The sequence below is a fragment of the Arcanobacterium phocae genome (genome assembly GCF_900105865.1).
Classification (GTDB): domain Bacteria; phylum Actinomycetota; class Actinomycetes; order Actinomycetales; family Actinomycetaceae; genus Arcanobacterium; species Arcanobacterium phocae.
Genome location: NZ_LT629804.1, coordinates 406979 through 424646, shown reverse-complemented (window position 1 = coordinate 424646; position 17668 = coordinate 406979). Strand labels below are relative to the sequence as shown.

Genomic DNA, 17668 nt, shown 5'->3' with positions numbered 1-17668 from the left:
GACAGGAATTTATAATGCGTGACAATAGACTTCAGCACCTACGATCAACTTTAGGTATTCGCTCGATCAGCCTAGTTATCCTGACGATGATTGCCTTTTTGGGGGCTGGCTTGGGTTGGGCAGTAGCTTCCCCGATCGGTGGCTCTCCTGATGACGATTTCCATATGGGGTCGATTTGGTGTCCAAGGCCTATTGGTCAATCGTGCGCGGTCAAGATGATCGATGGTGTTGAGAAGGTTCGAGTTCCAGCCCCTGTGGCTGCCGGGGCTGCATGCCACGCGTTCAAATCAGATAGTTCAGCTGCAGACTGTAATGTTGATATCTCCACCAACGAGTTGATGTGGAGCCACCGCTATGACAATGGTGACTATCCGACTGGTTACTATGCCTTTCAGCATCTTTTTGTTCAGGAGGATGTAGGCAAGTCTATTATTCTTATGCGTACGATTAATCTAGCTATTGCCGTTGTATTACTAGGTTTAATTGGAGTTTTCATACGTCCTGAACAACGCCCAGCATTCTTGTTGCCGATGATAGTTACTTGGATTCCGATGGGGTTCTATTTCATTACATCAATGAATCCAAGCTCCTGGGCAATAACAGGACTATATGGTTATACGACAGCCATGTATGGGGCTGCTACACGCAAAGACTGGAGACGATGGATTCTTTTAGGTCTGAGTATTTTTTCGGCGATCCTATGTCTATCATCTCGGCGAGACGTTTCATTCTACCTGTTCGTTGTTGCAGTTGCTTTCGTGTTCGCTATCAAGTGGACTAGGGATAATATAGTACCAGCCATAACTGTTGCTCTTATAGGGTTGGTAGGCGCATATTCGATAACCTTAGGCGGTCAGGCAAAACATGTAACAGCTAGTTTTGCCGCCGAGGGGAATCTATTGCGGACAGCTGTTCATACGATTCTTGATTTCCCGCGATATCTAGCTGGAATGTTCGGTGTTACGTATGGTCCGGGTTGGTTCGATACGCCATTAGACGGACCGGTAACGTACATGGCGCTCTTTGTTTTTTCAGGTGCGTTAATGGCGGGGTTGCGTTCTGGAACATGGCGTAAATGGCTGTCTGCAACAGTTGTTCTTGGTGCCATGGCAGGAATACCACTAGTATTTATTCTTAAAGGAATATTTAGCGGTTTTGGTGATTATCAGCCAAGATACATGATGCCTTTACTTGGAGTTCTACTTTTTATCCTTTTTATTGTGGGTACACAGCAAAAACGCATATTCCAATTACCGCAGCTGATAGCTGTAGGTATGGCTATTTCGGCTGCGAACAGTATTGCTCTTCATATTGTCATGCAACGTTATATTTCTGGGTTCCAGCCTCCGCATCTGTTCAATCTGAATAACAACATGGAGTGGTGGTGGGACATCAGTATTTCGCCAATGACTGTATGGGAAGTGTCGTCACTTGCATTTGTAGTTGGGGTGATAACGGTTATTATCTTCATCCATCGACATTCATTTTATGATGCGGAAGTGAAGAATGTTTCTATGGTTGAGGAAAACCGATACATCGCCAGTGAAGGTGAAAAGAAGGCGCCTAAAAATCTCGTGTGAAGATGAAAATGCGGATTGGCTGTAGGTCTGGTCCTACTCTTCAATGGATGAGTGACGTGGTAGCTTACGATAGTTGTGTGCGAATACTACAACCATAACTATTAGGGCGCTCGAATAAGATGCGGTGCCAACCCAACTCGGTCCATTGATTCCGAACATGGTAATGAACCCTTGGGAAAGTGTAATGGTTAAAACTGCAGCGATTGCATTTCCAATGAATGCTCCTTTGTAGTTTCTTATGGTGATCAACAGATCGTTCATAAACCACACAAAGGCAGTAATTAACGTAAATAATATGGCTGGTTGCAGGATGTAAGTGTGCTGGCTAATCTCATTGCCAAATAAGATCGTTAAGAGCCAGTTGCCAAAAATCAGAAGAAGAACGGATAGCAGACCAGTGATGAGCAAGATAAAACCGGTTGTTTTTTTGATGAGTTTTAAGGCAGAGTGTTTGTCCGAATTCAGCCGCTGGGCAAGCTCCCGAAGCAGTGGGCTGTAGACGTATGTAGCGCCCATTTGAACAATGAGTACTGGAGATGCTACTGAAGCATAAATTCCTAACGCATCAGCGCCTAAAGAAATCTCTAGTTGCTGGCGGGGAATGGTAAATACAATCGTACTAAGCACTTGGGATACAGCAAGTGGAGTAAGTGTAAGAAGTAGTTTTAATGAGGGCAGGATTTCAAGAGCTGGCTTAATGCTTTCAAACTTGGCTGCCCGAGGTGCGTCGTAGAGGATTCCTAGGAGAATTTCAGAAACAGTCATAGCAATGATCGCCCAGATCAACGAGTTTGTAAGCCACAGTCCGAAGCTAAAAGATACTACGTCTATAACTCCCTGTAGAATATATGAGATTCCAGAGATATCCATACGATAGTTGCGCCAATCGATCGCACGAAAAACCTCGGTAAAGCTAATGATTAAACAGTAAATAAGATATAAAATTACTGGAACTAGATTGTTTAACGACGCGGTGAATAGTGCGTAAAAGCTACCAGCGAAAAAGGCTATGAAAGACGTTAAGATTCTCAAACCCACATAGTGATTCGAAGAGCGTTCATTTTTTACATCAGTGATTTGTAGTGTACGTAGTCGATAATCTGCAAAAGGTAGAACAAGATTTGCAATGGACATAGCGATAGCCAGCCCACCCGCAACATCAAATCCAGACGAGAGACGTACGGCAGCAATTGTTATAAGGTAATTACAAGCCAATCGCACCATTGAACCTGCTGAATTCCACAGCATATTATCTTTTAATGATAGCTGCTTATTAGTGCTCATACGCACCTCATCTGTTTCCTATAATTCTCTATTGCCATAGCGCATCGTAATTAACAAAGCCGACTATAGCAGTATGCTCTAGTTGACTTTATATTTTATGCAGTACACCATTAAATATAAATATAGTTGGCAGTATTTGTGTTGCATTCTATTCTTTGGTTCCGTACGAAAATAGTGCAAATACGAAGTTATTGATGTCAAAAAGCATAACTCATTCTGCTAGTTTCGGAGCGTAGGGACCGAAAATAACTGAGGAAGCTGCGTGGTTTTCTCGCTGATCTTCTGGTGGAATAGTCATGTAATCACCATAACCACGGCTCAAAATGGCATCATAATCGCGGGGAACCATCACCTCGATATCACCGAAAGGTAGCCGTTGCGCTGGGTAAAGTTCATCTAGTGTCGCTGACCATCGCTGCGGGTCTCGAGTGGAGAAGTCGCCATAAAGAGTAGCCGAACTATTCTCGAATTGTCGAGCGGCTTTCTCCCACTTTGTAATTAACGTTGCGGGTCTAATATGAGCAAGCTTTAAGGCCCAATGAATACCGTGGAGTGCAGCATTAATAGCTAATTTTGCAGGTTGTGGCACAGAGAGTACGGCGTTAGGGGTGCCCTGAAGATAGAGTAATCTCCCCCAGAACCAGGTGGCCTTGTTCTGTTTCGCGAAATCTTTCGACGAACTTGGGATTGGGTCAAGCGGGAAGAGATCGATACCTAAGGGCATGCGATAGTCACGCTTTGCTGCTAAACCGGGGATAAACTCACTTTCCTTAAAGCCAAGAACTCCAAATGTCTTCGGATAGTTACTATCAGTACGCGAATCAATCAGAGTATACTTCTTATCTAAAATTTCCGGAGCTTGCGCAAAAAACTTATCGTAGTCTTCGCGTAGCATACAGATGTCGACATCGTCATCCCAGGGGATGAAACCTTGGTGGCGAACAGCACCAATAGCCGATCCTCCATAAACCACGTATCGCAAATCTAATACAGTACACAAGCGATCAAATTCTTGCAGTACATCAGTCATTGCTAACTGGATTCGTTGCAACGTTTTTGGATTGTATTCGTGAGTCATGAGATTTCTTTCAATGTAGAAGACGATCGAGCTACTAAATTTAAGTATATGAGGTTAGTTTAGATATTCAGTAGGTGTGCAAATAACATTACTTAGTGGCTTCTTTGTACTGAACAAGCAGTTTGTCGACATACTGTGAAGCATACTCGTAGTATGTCAGAAGCCATTCTCCGACGTCGTCTCCATCGGCTTCTTTCAGTAATGCCCACACGTGACAGCACCAACCAGCAAAAACAACGTATGCCCAATAGTGGCGTTGTTCTTCCGGTGTGGGGGTGCGACCGAAGTAAAATTTCAATGCAGCTTGTGCGCGCTCGTCATCCATGTCGTTGGTACACACTACCAATGTGCCAAAATCAGCGGCGACATCAGACATTCCTGCATATTCCCAGTCGATCAAATTCATCTCGCCGTCAGGGGTAATTAGAAAATTGAGTGGGTAGAAATCGTTATGGCTAGGTACTATTGGGAAACCATCTGCGTCAGTATACTGCTTGAGTTCGAGAACTTTGGCACGCAATTCCTGATATCCCTGCGGTACAACGGGTTCAATATCGTGTAATAATTGCTCAAACTTCATCGCTTCTTGCACAAAGTCAAAATCTCTATCGAGAACAGCACCCGAGGTGTGCAGGTTGCGGATCATTCGCATCGCTTGTTGTAGCTCGTCGTCGTCCGTTACGTCAAGATTACGTATTTCGGGGATGTAACGGGAAATCTTCCATCCCTTGGCGACGTCAGCAGTGATGAAGGTGGAATCAAGTTGAAGATCGCGTGCAAGTAAAAGCGCCTGCTTCTCAGCAGTGCGATCAATAAGTTTGTCTGTTCCAATTCCGGGATGACGGTAGACGTATTCATTATCGCCAACCGAAAAGTGGCATGAGAGATTAGTCAATCCTTGTTTTAGTGGGGAGAAATTACGGATATCAGTTTTCTTACAGCCTAGCGCTTTAGTGATGTTGTCAAAGACTTCTGAATCAACATTCTCGATAAACAGCGGATCGAAGTCTTGAAGTTCATCGACGGAATCGAACTCATTGATAACTCCATCTGGATACTTGCGAATAACCATAGAGAAATCTTTTATGTTTTCAATAAAAAGTGATTCCCAGAGTTTAGGCGCAGTTTGTGGGAGATGGTAGACACGTTCGAGTAGATCGCGGAAGGTACTGGAAAAATTCGAATCAAAATAGACATGCCCAAGCATGGTCCATGCATTTTCGCCTCCGATAGTGCATCCAGTTATGCGGCCACCTGGCCCAGTGGTTATACACCATTCATTTGTTGGACCGTCAACATAGACCGCCGAATAGTAAGCGCGATAAACATAAGGTTCGAAAGGATTTTCAGTGAAGTAATTATCGGAGGAGCAGATGAAAGTATTGGATAGTTGGTCACGGACTAACCACAAAGAGCCATTGTTGTTACGGCTAGAATACTCTTTATTGACGACGATTTTAACGCCATATTTTTCAATAAGATAGAAAAAGTACTCCTTCTTGTATCCAACAACAACAGTAATGTCGCTAATGCCAGCTTCTTGCAACTGTTTAATTTGACGTTCAATGAGGATCTCACCGCGTACTCGTAGTGTGCCTTTTGGGCGCTCGTAAGAAATTGGCGCGAAGCGTGACGATAGTCCAGCAGCCATGATGATAGCATTGTGGACCCGATACGGGGCTAAAGCATTGAGTCCGGCAGGAGTGATCTGGCGGTTTGTGATGTAGCCAAGTGCCTCAAGTTCGCGAACGGCGTTGTTCACGCTGCCTAACGAGGCGTTGATGTGTGATTGCAGATCCCGCTGCGAGAGTTCGGTATCGGCTTTAAATAGCGCATGAAGTATATCAAACTGTACGTGAGTTAGTTTATGTGTCATGGAAATCTCTTGCTGTATCGGGAAATGTTAATATGTTCAAATATATAAGCTAATAGTCTAAAAATGAACGGTTATGGTTAATGTGTAAGCGATTACTCATGTTAGGGTGAGAAAGTGCGTTAATTAGGAACGTTTTAAAGTACTTGCAACTGATATTGTCCACTCTTCTGTTGTGGGTCTTTGATTTTTACTGCAGCGTTTTCGGATATTGATATCTGTCAATCTTAGTTTCCAGCGTAGTCGCGGTCGACGGTTAGTAATATGCTCGTAGGTGATTCTATCCTCGAGTAGCGAAACAAAGTCTACGGAACAAGAAAGGAAGTGGATAATTGCAACAGTGTAGTGTTGCTTTAGGTCACGGATAAACGCGAGATTGTGAATGGCCTATGTTGTAGCAGTTTATTGTCATTGCAATTGAGTGTCGCTGCCGGTTAGAAATGTCTTAAAATAGTTGTGAAAATATGTATTAGGAGCCGTCTGATGCTTAACCCTTATGGAGCCGAGTAATGACTTTTATTAGCATTATTATCCCTGTCTATAATGCGGAAGAATATATCGAATCGTCGTTGAGAACGATCACATCTCAAACTTTTGATGATTGGGAAGTAATCCTCGTCGATGACGGGTCCACAGACCATTCGCCTGCGATATGCGATGATTTTGCGCGAGGGGATTCGCGAATAAAAGTTATCCATCAGCAAAACGCTGGAACTAGCGCTGCCCGGAATGCTGGAATCGCTGCAGCAACTGGAAAGTACCTCACCTTCATGGATAATGATGATTGGTGGCGGTACGACGATGTACTAGAAAAAATGAACGAAAAGATCAGTGACACCAATGCAGATGTGCTCTGCCACATTAATGTAGACTCCAACTCTGATGGTTCTCAGTTTTGTGAGTACGGTGTGCCTGGCCTAGAAAAAGAAATGGATTCGTTTTCTGTCGATCAGAAAATAAAACTATTGGCTGATCGTGCCCTGCTAGCCAGTGCGGTTTGGACTAAGGTTGTTCGCCGGCAGTTCATTATTGATAATGACATTATTTTTCCCGTTGGAATGCGCAACGAAGATACTGATTGGAGCGCAAAGGTTATTTCATTATGTGCGTCTATGACTTGGCTTGATGATAGTTTTTATGTATATCGGCGTGGGCATGAGTATGCTCAAACATCGCATCGGCTGACGCAATCCGAGGTTGATGATCTCCAAAAAATTATACAACGCCACCTCGATGCGAGCACCAAATTGAGTAAAGTGCGCCAGCAAGCACTTTTTGCTTTCCTCGCCTACCCGTTTGTTGTCTGGATTGGGCAAGCCCAAGCATTAGATTTGTTCAATAAAGTCGATGGTAGCAGCCACCGTAAACAGTTACTTGCTCAATTCCCTAAAGTTGCACGTGTGAGCGGACGAAAATCGGTACGCTATGCGTATCTGATGAGTCGTTTTACTGGGTTATCTATTATGGCGCGTGGCTTGGGTGTAGCATTTAGAAAGAAATATCCACATCACGTTGTGCAGCGTTGAGTTATGTAGGTTCAACTTATCGATCGTCGATTGATGAGGTTAACTAAAATGTGTAATAGTGTTATAGAAGACATTGTTATTAGTTTGGTTGAGGATCTAAATATGAACACCACGATTCTCAGATACCTATACTAGAGATTGTACAGTGTTCGGGATTGACAATCGTCAGACTGTTGAATTGTATGTGGTGTAAGTGTGTGCTAGAGAGCTCTCATACTATCATCGGGAATTATTAATATGTTCAAATATATAAACTAATGGTTTAGAAATGAACGGTTATGGTCAATGTGTAAGCGATTACTCATTTCAATATAGTGGCATAAGAGATGAAACGACATTTGCTAGTGAGCTGATTGCTATAATCAGCTGTGTTATTAACCAAACGTTAAGGATCGAGGTCGGAAAGAAACGTGGCGGATCCTGAAAAAATCACTGAAGAAGAGCGAAACATTACTGGATGGTCTGAGCAGCTTGCCCAAGAAAGCTGGTTGATTGTTCCTCTCTATAATGAAGCCAAAGTTATTAAAGGCGTGATGGAAGAAGCTCGCAAAACATTCCCCAATATCGTGTGTGTAAACGATGGGTCGAGTGATGATTCTGCAACGCAAGCGCGTCATTCCGGAGTGGATGTTGTTGAGCACCCGATAAATCTCGGTCAGGGAGCTGCTTTGCGTACAGGTCTTGATTACGCGCTGTTACAGCCGAATGCTAAGTATTTTGTAACTTTCGATTCAGATGGACAGCATCGAGTTGTTGATGCGCAAAAGATGATCATTCGGCTCGCTAAAGAACCAATCGATGTGGTGATCGGATCGCGTTTTCTCGACGATAGAACCAATGCGGGACTTTTGAAGCGGATAGTGCTTAAGGCAGCAGTAGTGTTCCAACGGCTGACTACTGGAATGCGGTTAACGGATGCGCATAATGGCTTGCGTGCTTTAAACCGAACTGCGGCCAAAAATATTCGTATCAACCAAAACAGGATGGCTCATGCCTCAGAAATCGTCAGTGAAATTGCGGAGCATAAACTACGTTACGTCGAAGAGCCGGTGTTTATTGTTTACACTGACTACTCGCTTTCTAAGGGCCAGTCATTATGGAACTCAGTCAACATTCTTTCCGATCTGATGTTTAGGTGAGAACTGATGGATACTAACCAGATCATTATTAAATCAATCCTGATTATTTCGCTTCTTTTAGTTGCACTCGCGATTGTGGTCCCAGGACGGAGTGCACGTGGACAAGCAATCAGGCATCTTGCTTGGCTTCTCGGGTTAGCCGTAGGAGCCTTCGCAGTGTTATTCCCGCAAAGTACAGATATTGTGGCATCGTGGCTGGGAATTGGTCGCGGTACCGACTTAGTTCTCTACATGTTTATAGTTTTCTTTATGGGCTTTGCGGTCACAACAACAGCGCATGCTCGTAAAGCAGAGCGAACCTCGACGGTACTGGCTAGAAAGATCGCAATTCTTGAAGCTGAGCTAAAAAAGAACGGTTATATCCATTTGCGGAACGAGAATGATTAATCTACCTAAGGTGAGTCTGCTTGTTCCGGCGATGGACGGGAATTAACAAAAAATCTATATCGAATATTGGTTTTAATAATTTTGAGTCGTTCTTTTGAGCTAGAAATTATTCCGTCATAGAGTTTGACACGGTAACGATCTCATCCAATTTCAGTGTGGACTGTTCTCTTGGCATATTCAGCTGGACCGCGGTGAAGGAATAGCTTTATCTCAGCACATGGATGCCGAAAAAGTATAGTTATCAGGTGCTGGATGATTTATTACCCTGGAAATGCGATAAGGGTTTGGCTGCTCGAAAGCACTACTGTATTGCAACAAACCACTGGTATTCCATCGTTTGTCCGAGTTGAGTAAGCGCTTGTGTTACATATTCGCTTAGTTTAACTATTAAGTTAAATCGTATTCTGATTTAATGGAATGTGTAGTTTTCTTCACTAAGCTACGACTCACTAACCGCTGAAAATATGGAGATAATATGCGAACAAGTTATCGTGCAGTTGCAGGAGTAGTTTCTGCTTTATTAGGTCTTAGCTTTACTAGTTCTGCAATTGCAACAGAAATGATTGATAACGCGAATATGAGCTACGATAAGGATCTTTTTTCCGTTCGTGACTCAGCGCTTCATGGCTGGCAGCAAAAAGATGGACGCTGGTTTTATTACGTCGGCAATCAGCCGGTTTCTGGTTGGCTTTCTGACAATGGTAATCGCTATTTCCTTGATGATGAAGGTGTGATGGCTACTGGCTGGATGCAGAATCAACTAGGAGAATATTTTTATTTTGACCCTAGTGGTGCAATGACAGCTAACCGTTGGATTCAGACTAATAACCGCTGGTACTACTTAGGTGATTCCGGAGTAATGCTAGTTAACCAGTGGCTATTTGCGGGTGGTCAATGGTATTACTTCGGTAGTGATGGTGCCATGGTTTCCGGATGGGCTAAAGATACCACAGAGACATATTACTATTTCAACGAATCTGGTGTTATGCAGTCTAACCAGTGGATTGCATCGAGTGGGAAGTGGTACTATCTGAACTCGAATGGTGCAATGCTAGCCAATAAATGGCTACAATCTAGCGGCCAGTGGTATTACTTTGATGCTTCTGGAGCGATGCAGTTTAACCAGTGGCTAGCTAACGGTGACCAGTGGTATTACTTTGATGCTTCTGGAGCGATGCAGTTTAACCAGTGGCTAGCTAACGGTGGCCAGTGGTACTACTTTAATCCTTCCGGTGCGATGCTCTCAAATCAGTGGATTGCCTCCAATGGTCAATGGTACTATCTTGGGAATTCGGGTGCGATGATGCGCAATGCATGGATTGGTAACTATTATGTTGGTGCCGATGGTGCGATGATGCGCAATGCATGGATTGGTAACTATTATGTTGGTGCCGACGGTATGTGGGTACCACCCACATCATCCGCGCCATCGATAAGTGGCGACAAATATCCTTGTCCGGCAGGTCAACCGATTAAAGGTAATCGTTCTTCGAATGGCAAGATCTACCATGTTCCAGGGGGAAGATCTTATACGAGGACTCACGCGGAAGAGTGTTTTGCGGATGAGCAAGCCGCACAAGCTGCAGGGTATCGTCGTGCTAGAGATTAGTTATAATCAGTTACGTTAGACAGCAACTAATTATCTGAACTGATACTTTGAGGAGTACCTTAGATCTTTGAATCTGAGGTACTCCTCAAAAAACTTTTCGCAAGCGGAATTATGTTTTCCAAAGCTGATTTAACCGGAAAATGATGAATATTTAGTAAGTTGAAGATTTTTGTACGATTGTTTTATAGGTGTCTGTCGAAGGGAATGAGGTCGTTACAGACGGTAATGTAATTTTTAGCTTGCTCAGGCCATGTTAAATTTTGATAGATTTCCGTATGTGCTTGCTGTAGTGGATTTTCCAGCATACTGCGTAGTGCTGTGGCAAGGGAAGCTATAGTTTTTTCTTTGGCGATGATTACTGGTGCTTGCTTTTCAGCGAGCATACGTGCGCCAGGAACAGGGAATGTCACTACACGTCCACCTTCCGCTATGGCTTCAACAAGGGTTGTTTGAAAGCCTTCAGATAAGACGGTAGGATTGACGAGCGTCGCTCCAGCAAGACGCTCACGGACTTCATCTGGAGTCACTCGTCCAGGTGCCGTAACGATCCCATCCATTCCGAGAGTAGATATTTTTTCTCGTGCCGCGGCCAGTTGCGCGCCGTCACCCAATAGTTCGCCGTCGACGTCGTAGCCTTCCTTACGCAACTGGGCAACCACGTCAAGAAACGTATCCCAGCCCTTACCGGCAACCATTCGCCCAACGAAAACTAAATGGTTCGGGCGATTCGGGTGCGCTGAACGAGGCTTAGGAGGAGTGATGGCGTTATAAAACACATCTGCGTGACGGCCGCTGAGCTTTTCCACAAACGCGGTGACGGCTTCTGATACCCCGAAAAGTTTGGTGGCGTGTCGCAGAATGTAGCGTCCCATCGTTAGATCGACAACTCGGGAGCCTAACCAGACGATAGGGTTTTTGGTTGCCACGAAGCCGCTACCGTGTTCCGTATGAACAACTGGGATGCCAGCTTTTTGGGCGGCTCGTAGCCCGACGAATGACATTGGGAAGAAGCGAGTGTGGATAGAGACGACGTCGATCCGGTTCTTGATTAAAAACTGTGTGATATCGCGAGTAGTGCCAAAACCGGGAACTGTAATGACGTCAGCTATCGGCAAGTGGGCCTTACGTGTAATGACTTTAACGCCTTCATCCGACCGGCTTCCAGGAGTATTGGAAATGTTGAGCACCCAGACCTTGTGTCCCAGCTGGACTAGTTCATGCGCGAGGTTTTGGACATGGTATTCAACTCCACCGACTTTTGGCGGATAATTGTTGACAATCATTGCAATTTGCATAGTTATGTACCGTAATTGAAATAAGGGAATGAGGGTCAATATTGTGAATAGTAGTTGCTATTCAGTGATGTTGTTTTCAATAAAAGTTGCGTCAGCTTCAGTTGGCGGAGAAAACGGAAAGGTAATGGGCTGAGTGTGTAAGGTTGCAGAAAAGTGTTGTACGTATTGTCGTATGTATGGAAATATTGACGGGTATAGGATATTGCTAATGAAATGGCGCTTTTCGGACTCGTCTAGGGGAATACTTTCCGGAGTCTGCGATTCAAATAGAACTCCGAGCGTGAAAGCTAAAGTTGAGTCCAGTGTTTTTACTTCAATATCAATTAGAAAAGAAAAAAACTGCGAATTATCGTGCGGACTCTGAGGGGTAAAGGTGATCGAAGTTTCAACCTCATTGTTCGATAAATTAGGCTCTAGACTTTGCGACTTATTGCGGCGCTCTCCAGAGAATTTACGGACAGAAACATCACGTAATGTGTAAGTGTTCATCTCACTACTTTATCTGAGTTTTAAAACTAAAAACTTGATCGTGGCTGGACGTTTGTGGCCAAGCGATCTCATCTGGCCCCCAGCTGGATTCATTCCCATCCATGCTGGTACGGAAGATGCGTATATTGTTGGAATGGCTGTCTTCGCTGTTAATGGTATCGACACTAAACGTTATGTGCGCACCAACTGCAATAGCGTATCCGATAAGAGTGGAAAGTGTGGGGTTACGGTTTTCTTGTTCGATTTTCGAAATGGATTGCCGGGAAACGCCAAGCTCACGGGCAACATCGTCCTGGGTTAAATGTGATGCTTTTCTGATGGAGGTAAGTTTTCGGATGAGCTCTCTACGAGATTCCTCCATTTCTAGCGCACTGCACATATGTGGATCGGTAAGATCTATACCTAATGTTTCGTAGATGTTCATGGCTCCTCCTTTCTCATATTCTGTACTACATGACAAGTATGTGCAACTTTAAGGTTGCGTGTAGTACTGGCTGTGCCAGTCATACGCTCGATCAAGAGCGTTTTTCGCGTGCTGATCTTGCTCTGCTAAGCCTTGCTGATTAGCTAATTTTGGTTCACAAAGAAGCAGCATCAGAATGTGAGGGACTAGGGGCTCACAAAAATAGATCCGTAAGCGTTTTCCGGGGAATAGCTTTGCACTGCCCTCGAATTGATTTTCCAACCGGATTTCTAATATTTTTCGGTCGGTTATTTCTAAAACATCCACATCGCCAATGCGGTGGCCGGCTCCATCGTGGTGGACAGGCGCCAACTGTCCGAGTTTAGCTTCAGTGAGTACAGCGACTAGGATAGCTTGAAGTTGCATTTTCTTCACTCGCGGAAGACTGTTAAGCAAGTCTTGGATTTCCTGAGAGAAATCGCCATAATGTCCGCGATAAAATTTGTATTCAGGTGCCCCATCACCACAAGCTCGGCCTGGAGGCCATGAACAAACACGGAAAACGGGTTCAATCGTCACGGCTAGTCTTAATCTGCTAACACTACCGACGCGGCTACCGCCCAGCGCTCTTTCCACTCGCCAATAGGGTCAACACCGATAGCCGTCAACGCATCGTGGCCGAGAGCCGAGTAGGAGGGGCGCTTTGCCGGACGGTCGAACGCAGCCGCCGTCGTCTCCAAAACCATCTCGGGATCCTTGCCGATCGAGCGCATAATCTCTTTGGTGAAAAGATTCCACGAGGTTTCGCCCTGTGATGTGCCGTGATAGATGCCCGACGGTGCCTTCGCGTCCACCAGGCGCACAATCAGATCAGCTAAATCAACAGTCCACGTTGGCTGACCAACCTCGTCAGTAACGACCTTCAGTGTCTCATGCGTCTGGGCGAGTTTCGCCATCGTCTTCGGGAAACAATTGCCGTATTTGCCGTACAACCATGCGGTTCGCACAATCAAATAATCATCAGTGTAGGCCTGCACCGCCCATTCGCCGGCAGCCTTTGTGCGTCCATAGGCAGACATCGGATCAACTGGATCGTTTTCGCCCCACGGGGTAGAGCCGTCCCCCCGGAACACGTAGTCGGTAGAGATTTGCACCAGCCGGGCACCAATTTGGGTGCATCTACGTGCTAGATTCGCCGGGCCGGTAGCGTTGACTCGGAACGCGGTTCCTTCATTTTCTTCTGCCGGATCCACGGCAGTGAAGGCAGCGCAGTTGATAACCACGTCGACGTCGTTAACAACAGTGTTCACCGAATCAACATCGGTGATGTCGATGTCACCAAGGTCAACGGCTCGCACCTCATGACCGTCACGCTTGATCCGTGCCACAAGGTCAGTTCCAAGCATGCCTTTAGCGCCAACAACCATCCATGTCATGGGGTATCTCCTTCACATCATTTCATAAGCTTCATTAATTCTACACGCACGGGGACTTAACTAACGTGTTCACCACTGTAGGTGGCGTAGACTTCTTTCCAGAAGTATTTATCTTTTTGAGGAGGCTCCATGCTGATTGAACCACTCGCTATCGACGGCGCATACCGTATCACTCCGAAGCAATTCCCGGATTCGCGCGGTTTGTTCCTGGAAGCTTTTAAGCAGAAGACGTTCGTTGAAGCTGTTGGCCGGGAACTCGATGTGCAACAGGTTAATACGTCGGTGTCAAAGGCGGGAACTGTTCGCGGTATTCATTTTGCTGATGTTCCGCCGTCGCAAGCCAAATACGTGATGTGCCCGCAGGGCGCGTTGCTTGATTTTGTGGTTGACATCCGGGTCGGTTCGCCAACATTTGGTCAGTATGATTCAGTGCTACTTGACGACGTCGATCGGCGAGCGATCTTTATCTCCGAAGGTCTCGGTCACGCATTCATTGCGTTGGAAGATAATACTGTGGCTACCTATTTGTGTTCGGCACCGTATGCGCCGGGCCGGGAACATGGCGTGAATCCAACCTGTTCTACCCTTGGCATCGAATGGCCAACTGTGGACCGTGCCGGGAACCCGATGGAATTGCTGCTGTCAGAGAAGGACACCGCTGCTCCAGGTCTTATCGAAGCTCAAGAAGCGGGGCTATTGCCATCCTATGAGGAAGCTATGGCTTTTGTGCGTTCACTTCAGAAGTAGCTTCCTTTAAATCCTGATGGATCTCATCCATAGTTGTGGTGAGGTCCATCAGTTTTTCTTCCTCGTTGAAAGCGGTAGACATAATCGCGAGTAGATATGTGCCGTCGTCTGTTTCGATAATGCCGGCATCGTTGCGGGCTATCGGATCGATATCTATCCAGCCCGGTTTTGTGTACGTGGTGTATTCGTCGCCCAAAGACTGATAAATAAACGAGTTGTAGGGAGATGTGAAGAAATCGCGGGTTGTTTCGGCTCGGTCGTTGGGGTTGAGGAAGAAATAGTCATACATCTCAGCCCAGAGAGCAGTAAGTTCTTTCGTGGATAGATAAGGATAGTATTCTTCGCGGTCGATATCAGGTGCGTTGGCGTTGTCAGCAAAAAATGAGAACAGATCGTCGCCGTAATTGGTTCGCAGCGCGATATAGGCTTCGTTATCGGATGCTTCGATGGCGTTGTACATCAGTGTTTCGTCAGCCTCGGTGACGTCGTCGGCTAAAAATTTGTTAATGGCGACGACGTACGGGCCCTTAATGGTGCTGGCGCCATAAAATTGGGTCTCTGCATTGTACGCCAAGCCTTGTCCGGTTTCAGTGTCAATCATGAGAATACCGACGTTAGCTCCAGCCTTTTTAATAGCTTTTATCTGCGCGGTGAGCTTGGCTTTTAAAGGTGCCGAAAGCTGAGGAGTGTGCGGCAGTAAAATGAGCTTGTTTGAGTTGATCCTGTCAACGCGCCCCAGAAGCCCTTCTAGGGATGGTTCGTAAGCTGGAGCCGATTGATCAGCACTTTCCGTAGTTTCTGAGTAATCTTTACTTTGCTCATCGTTAGGAGTAACGGAACACGCTACTGTTGCCAAACTACTAACAACAAGGATGCATACGGTAGCGCACCTCTTGAAAGAACTAGAGTGCTTAAAAGCCATATTTCAAGGATAGTTGACATTTATTGTTGATTCAGCATATGCCAGTTACTGCGGCATCTTACCCATTCGACGTCGAACACCATCACGCAAGCCGCGGCCGATCATAGTTGCACGTATTGCTCGATCACTATTTGCTAATAGGGTGAACGCCGCAAAGCGAGCGATCCAATAGCCATACCTGAATCGCCATGTAGCTGGCAGATCCGGATTACGCATCAGCTCTACCGTGTTTCGGGTCAGATAATAGTTACGAATTGGCGAGTGCACGTGAACAGTTCGTTGGCGTCCTTTAATCTTGATTCCGCGGTCACCGAGCGAATGAATCAACCTAACTGTTGGAATCGCAAGAAGCTGATACCCATAAGTGCGTGCTCGCATGGACCACGCCAAATCTACATGATCAATAAAATAGTCAGCTGGCATCAACCCAACATGACGGAGTACCTGTGCCGGTATCAAGCATCCGGAAGCCAACAAGAAGGCGGCCGTAATGGGTTCGTCCCCGATTACCGCGGTGTTAGGTCGTTTCGGCCCCCAGTAGTGATCGGTGTACACCAGTGGTTCATTGCCGTCGTAGGGAACTGGTCCAACAGCGCCAATACCAGGGCCTAGATGTGTTGCGAGATCGGCAACCATTGTTGGCCCTGGAATAGAATCTTGGTCCGATAAAAGCACCGCGTCCGCACCGCTATTCAGTGCATAGTCAATGCCGATATTCTGAGCTGCCGCAATGCCAACATTCTGTCCCAAACTAATGAGAGTTGCGCCAGCATCAGTGCACGCTGAACGAAGTAAGGCGCTATCGACGTCGGAATTATCAACAACAACAACTTCAGCACATTGCGCGACGAAGCGGTCCAGTAGTTGCGAGATGTCGCCAGGGTTATATGTCACAATAACCGCGAAAATGGTGGACACGGTAAGTTCAGGCGTCCTTCCCACGGGCAAGAACACGCATCAAATATTCGCCGTACCCAGACTTACGCAGTGGCTCAGCTCGTTCGATGAGTTCGTCGTCGGTCAGGAAGCCCATGCGCCACGCAACTTCTTCCGGGCATCCAATCTTCAAGCCTTGACGGGCCTCAACCGTGCGCACAAAAGAGGTAGCGTCTGCGAGCGAATCGAATGTGCCAGTATCAAGCCATGCAGTGCCGCGCGGCAAGACCTCAACAGTTAGCTTTCCTTCACGCAGGTAATGCTTATTGATATCAGTGATCTCGTATTCGCCACGTGGCGAAGGCTGAAGATTCTTCGCAATTTCAACAACATCGTTATCGTAGAAATACAGGCCCGGAACAGCATAGTTTGATTTAGGATGTGTAGGCTTTTCTTCGATGGAGAGCGCCCGGAATTCGCTATCGAACTCGACCACGCCGTAGCGTTCCGGATCGTCCACATGGTAGGCAAATACGGCGCCACCGTCCGGGTTAACGTGACGGCGCAACCGAGTTCCCATTCCAGGACCGTAGAAAATGTTGTCACCCAAAACGAGCGACGCTGCTTCGTTTCCGATGAACTCTTCGCCTAAAACGAAGGCTTGGGCTAGTCCGTTTGGTTGCTGTTGCTGAACATAGGAGAGGTTGACACCAAGCTGGGATCCGTCGCCAAGAAGACGTTGGAAGCTCTCTGCATCGTGTGGCGTAGTAATGACTAAAATATCTTGAATCCCGGCCAGCATAAGAGTAGTCATGGGATAGTAGACCATCGGTTTGTCATAGACTGGCACGAGTTGCTTTGAAATACCCCGGGTAATGGGATGAAGCCGGGTGCCGGACCCACCTGCCAAAATAATGCCACGCATGATACCTACCTTCTATTGCGGGTTAATGTATGTCCTCTATTATTCCGTATTTTTTGGGGTAACGGGTGGTAATAGGTACACGTGTGGGGCAGAACTTTG

Annotated in this window: 17 protein-coding genes; 6 read left to right on the top strand and 11 right to left on the bottom strand. The window is 46.1% G+C overall.

What is annotated here, in order from left to right:
- Positions 1-14 precede the first annotated feature (14 nt).
- Positions 15-1580, top strand: a complete 1566-nt coding sequence (locus BLT51_RS01870; RefSeq protein WP_091279218.1) for a DUF2142 domain-containing protein — start codon at positions 15-17, stop codon at positions 1578-1580.
- Positions 1581-1613: 33 nt separating this feature from the next.
- Here the strand turns inward: BLT51_RS01870 and BLT51_RS01865 are convergent, their stop codons facing one another.
- The 3 genes from BLT51_RS01865 to BLT51_RS01855 all read right to left on the bottom strand — a co-directional run bounded on the left by BLT51_RS01865 (position 1614) and on the right by BLT51_RS01855 (position 5818).
- Positions 1614-2864 (bottom strand): lipopolysaccharide biosynthesis protein, encoded by a 1251-nt coding sequence (locus tag BLT51_RS01865; protein ID WP_091282482.1) that lies wholly within the window; start codon positions 2862-2864, stop codon positions 1614-1616.
- A gap of 211 nt (positions 2865-3075) precedes the next feature.
- Complete coding sequence (locus tag BLT51_RS01860) at positions 3076-3942, bottom strand: LicD family protein (protein ID WP_091279215.1); 867 nt, start codon at positions 3940-3942, stop codon at positions 3076-3078.
- Between the two features lie 88 nt (positions 3943-4030).
- Positions 4031-5818, bottom strand: a complete 1788-nt coding sequence (locus BLT51_RS01855; RefSeq protein WP_091279212.1) for an NTP transferase domain-containing protein — start codon at positions 5816-5818, stop codon at positions 4031-4033.
- A gap of 506 nt (positions 5819-6324) precedes the next feature.
- On the opposite strand from BLT51_RS01855, the gene BLT51_RS01850 reads away from it, so the two are divergent.
- The 4 genes from BLT51_RS01850 to BLT51_RS01835 all read left to right on the top strand — a co-directional run bounded on the left by BLT51_RS01850 (position 6325) and on the right by BLT51_RS01835 (position 10476).
- Entirely contained in the window at positions 6325-7341 is a 1017-nt protein-coding gene (locus tag BLT51_RS01850) for a glycosyltransferase family 2 protein (RefSeq protein WP_091279210.1), read from the top strand.
- A 428-nt stretch (positions 7342-7769) separates the two neighbouring features.
- On the top strand, positions 7770-8480 hold the full coding sequence (locus BLT51_RS01845) for a glycosyltransferase family 2 protein (protein ID WP_091282480.1): 711 nt from the start codon (positions 7770-7772) through the stop codon (positions 8478-8480).
- Positions 8481-8486: 6 nt separating this feature from the next.
- A complete protein-coding gene (locus tag BLT51_RS01840) occupies positions 8487-8867 on the top strand; it encodes a DUF2304 domain-containing protein (RefSeq protein ID WP_091279207.1) in 381 nt (126 codons plus the stop codon).
- Between the two features lie 475 nt (positions 8868-9342).
- Entirely contained in the window at positions 9343-10476 is a 1134-nt protein-coding gene (locus BLT51_RS01835; protein ID WP_091279204.1) for a sunset domain-containing protein, read from the top strand.
- A gap of 182 nt (positions 10477-10658) precedes the next feature.
- On the opposite strand, the gene BLT51_RS01830 is transcribed toward BLT51_RS01835, so the two are convergent.
- Genes BLT51_RS01830 through rfbD form a run of 5 tightly spaced genes read right to left on the bottom strand, consistent with a single transcriptional unit; the run spans position 10659 to position 14099 of the window.
- On the bottom strand, positions 10659-11771 hold the full coding sequence (locus tag BLT51_RS01830) for a glycosyltransferase family 4 protein (protein ID WP_091279201.1): 1113 nt from the start codon (positions 11769-11771) through the stop codon (positions 10659-10661).
- A gap of 57 nt (positions 11772-11828) precedes the next feature.
- On the bottom strand, positions 11829-12260 hold the full coding sequence (locus BLT51_RS01825) for a hypothetical protein (RefSeq protein ID WP_091279199.1): 432 nt from the start codon (positions 12258-12260) through the stop codon (positions 11829-11831).
- 4 nt (positions 12261-12264) lie between these two features.
- Positions 12265-12684: a helix-turn-helix domain-containing protein gene (locus tag BLT51_RS01820; RefSeq protein WP_091279196.1), complete on the bottom strand. Its 420-nt coding sequence runs from the start codon at positions 12682-12684 to the stop codon at positions 12265-12267.
- A 48-nt stretch (positions 12685-12732) separates the two neighbouring features.
- Positions 12733-13242 carry a hypothetical protein gene (locus BLT51_RS01815; protein ID WP_157672855.1) on the bottom strand — a complete coding sequence of 170 codons (510 nt, stop codon included), beginning with the start codon at positions 13240-13242 and terminating at the stop codon, positions 12733-12735.
- Between the two features lie 8 nt (positions 13243-13250).
- Positions 13251-14099, bottom strand: a complete 849-nt coding sequence (rfbD, locus tag BLT51_RS01810; protein WP_091279192.1) for a dTDP-4-dehydrorhamnose reductase — start codon at positions 14097-14099, stop codon at positions 13251-13253.
- Positions 14100-14228: 129 nt separating this feature from the next.
- On the opposite strand from rfbD, the gene BLT51_RS01805 reads away from it, so the two are divergent.
- Positions 14229-14846, top strand: coding sequence for a dTDP-4-dehydrorhamnose 3,5-epimerase family protein (locus tag BLT51_RS01805; RefSeq protein ID WP_091279190.1), 618 nt, complete (start codon positions 14229-14231; stop codon positions 14844-14846).
- Here BLT51_RS01805 and BLT51_RS01800 read toward each other — a convergent pair.
- From BLT51_RS01800 to rfbA, 3 genes are read right to left on the bottom strand one after another with little or no spacing between them, the layout of a single operon-like run.
- The gene (locus BLT51_RS01800) at positions 14815-15768 is read right to left on the bottom strand and encodes a serine hydrolase (RefSeq protein WP_157672854.1); all 954 of its coding nucleotides are present in this window, start codon (positions 15766-15768) and stop codon (positions 14815-14817) included. The genes BLT51_RS01805 and BLT51_RS01800 overlap by 32 nt on opposite strands.
- A gap of 45 nt (positions 15769-15813) precedes the next feature.
- A complete protein-coding gene (locus BLT51_RS01795) occupies positions 15814-16686 on the bottom strand; it encodes a glycosyltransferase family 2 protein (protein WP_091279186.1) in 873 nt (290 codons plus the stop codon).
- A gap of 7 nt (positions 16687-16693) precedes the next feature.
- Positions 16694-17569: a glucose-1-phosphate thymidylyltransferase RfbA gene (gene rfbA / locus BLT51_RS01790; RefSeq protein ID WP_091279184.1), complete on the bottom strand. Its 876-nt coding sequence runs from the start codon at positions 17567-17569 to the stop codon at positions 16694-16696.
- Between the last annotated feature and the right edge of the window lie 99 nt (positions 17570-17668).

What these genes read in the sequence shown, in the direction of transcription:
- BLT51_RS01850 (WP_091279210.1), top strand. Translation starts at nt 6,325, where the DNA reads ATGACTTTTATTAGCATTATTATCCCTGTCTATAATGCGGAAGAATAT.
- rfbD (WP_091279192.1), bottom strand. Translation starts at nt 14,099, where the DNA reads ATGACATGGATGGTTGTTGGCGCTAAAGGCATGCTTGGAACTGACCTT.
- BLT51_RS01820 (WP_091279196.1), bottom strand. Translation starts at nt 12,684, where the DNA reads ATGAACATCTACGAAACATTAGGTATAGATCTTACCGATCCACATATG.
- BLT51_RS01805 (WP_091279190.1), top strand. Translation starts at nt 14,229, where the DNA reads ATGCTGATTGAACCACTCGCTATCGACGGCGCATACCGTATCACTCCG.
- BLT51_RS01825 (WP_091279199.1), bottom strand. Translation starts at nt 12,260, where the DNA reads ATGAACACTTACACATTACGTGATGTTTCTGTCCGTAAATTCTCTGGA.
- BLT51_RS01840 (WP_091279207.1), top strand. Translation starts at nt 8,487, where the DNA reads ATGGATACTAACCAGATCATTATTAAATCAATCCTGATTATTTCGCTT.
- BLT51_RS01855 (WP_091279212.1), bottom strand. Translation starts at nt 5,818, where the DNA reads ATGACACATAAACTAACTCACGTACAGTTTGATATACTTCATGCGCTA.
- BLT51_RS01865 (WP_091282482.1), bottom strand. Translation starts at nt 2,864, where the DNA reads ATGAGCACTAATAAGCAGCTATCATTAAAAGATAATATGCTGTGGAAT.
- BLT51_RS01800 (WP_157672854.1), bottom strand. Translation starts at nt 15,768, where the DNA reads ATGGCTTTTAAGCACTCTAGTTCTTTCAAGAGGTGCGCTACCGTATGC.
- BLT51_RS01870 (WP_091279218.1), top strand. Translation starts at nt 15, where the DNA reads ATGCGTGACAATAGACTTCAGCACCTACGATCAACTTTAGGTATTCGC.
- rfbA (WP_091279184.1), bottom strand. Translation starts at nt 17,569, where the DNA reads ATGCGTGGCATTATTTTGGCAGGTGGGTCCGGCACCCGGCTTCATCCC.
- BLT51_RS01835 (WP_091279204.1), top strand. Translation starts at nt 9,343, where the DNA reads ATGCGAACAAGTTATCGTGCAGTTGCAGGAGTAGTTTCTGCTTTATTA.
- BLT51_RS01830 (WP_091279201.1), bottom strand. Translation starts at nt 11,771, where the DNA reads ATGCAAATTGCAATGATTGTCAACAATTATCCGCCAAAAGTCGGTGGA.
- BLT51_RS01860 (WP_091279215.1), bottom strand. Translation starts at nt 3,942, where the DNA reads ATGACTCACGAATACAATCCAAAAACGTTGCAACGAATCCAGTTAGCA.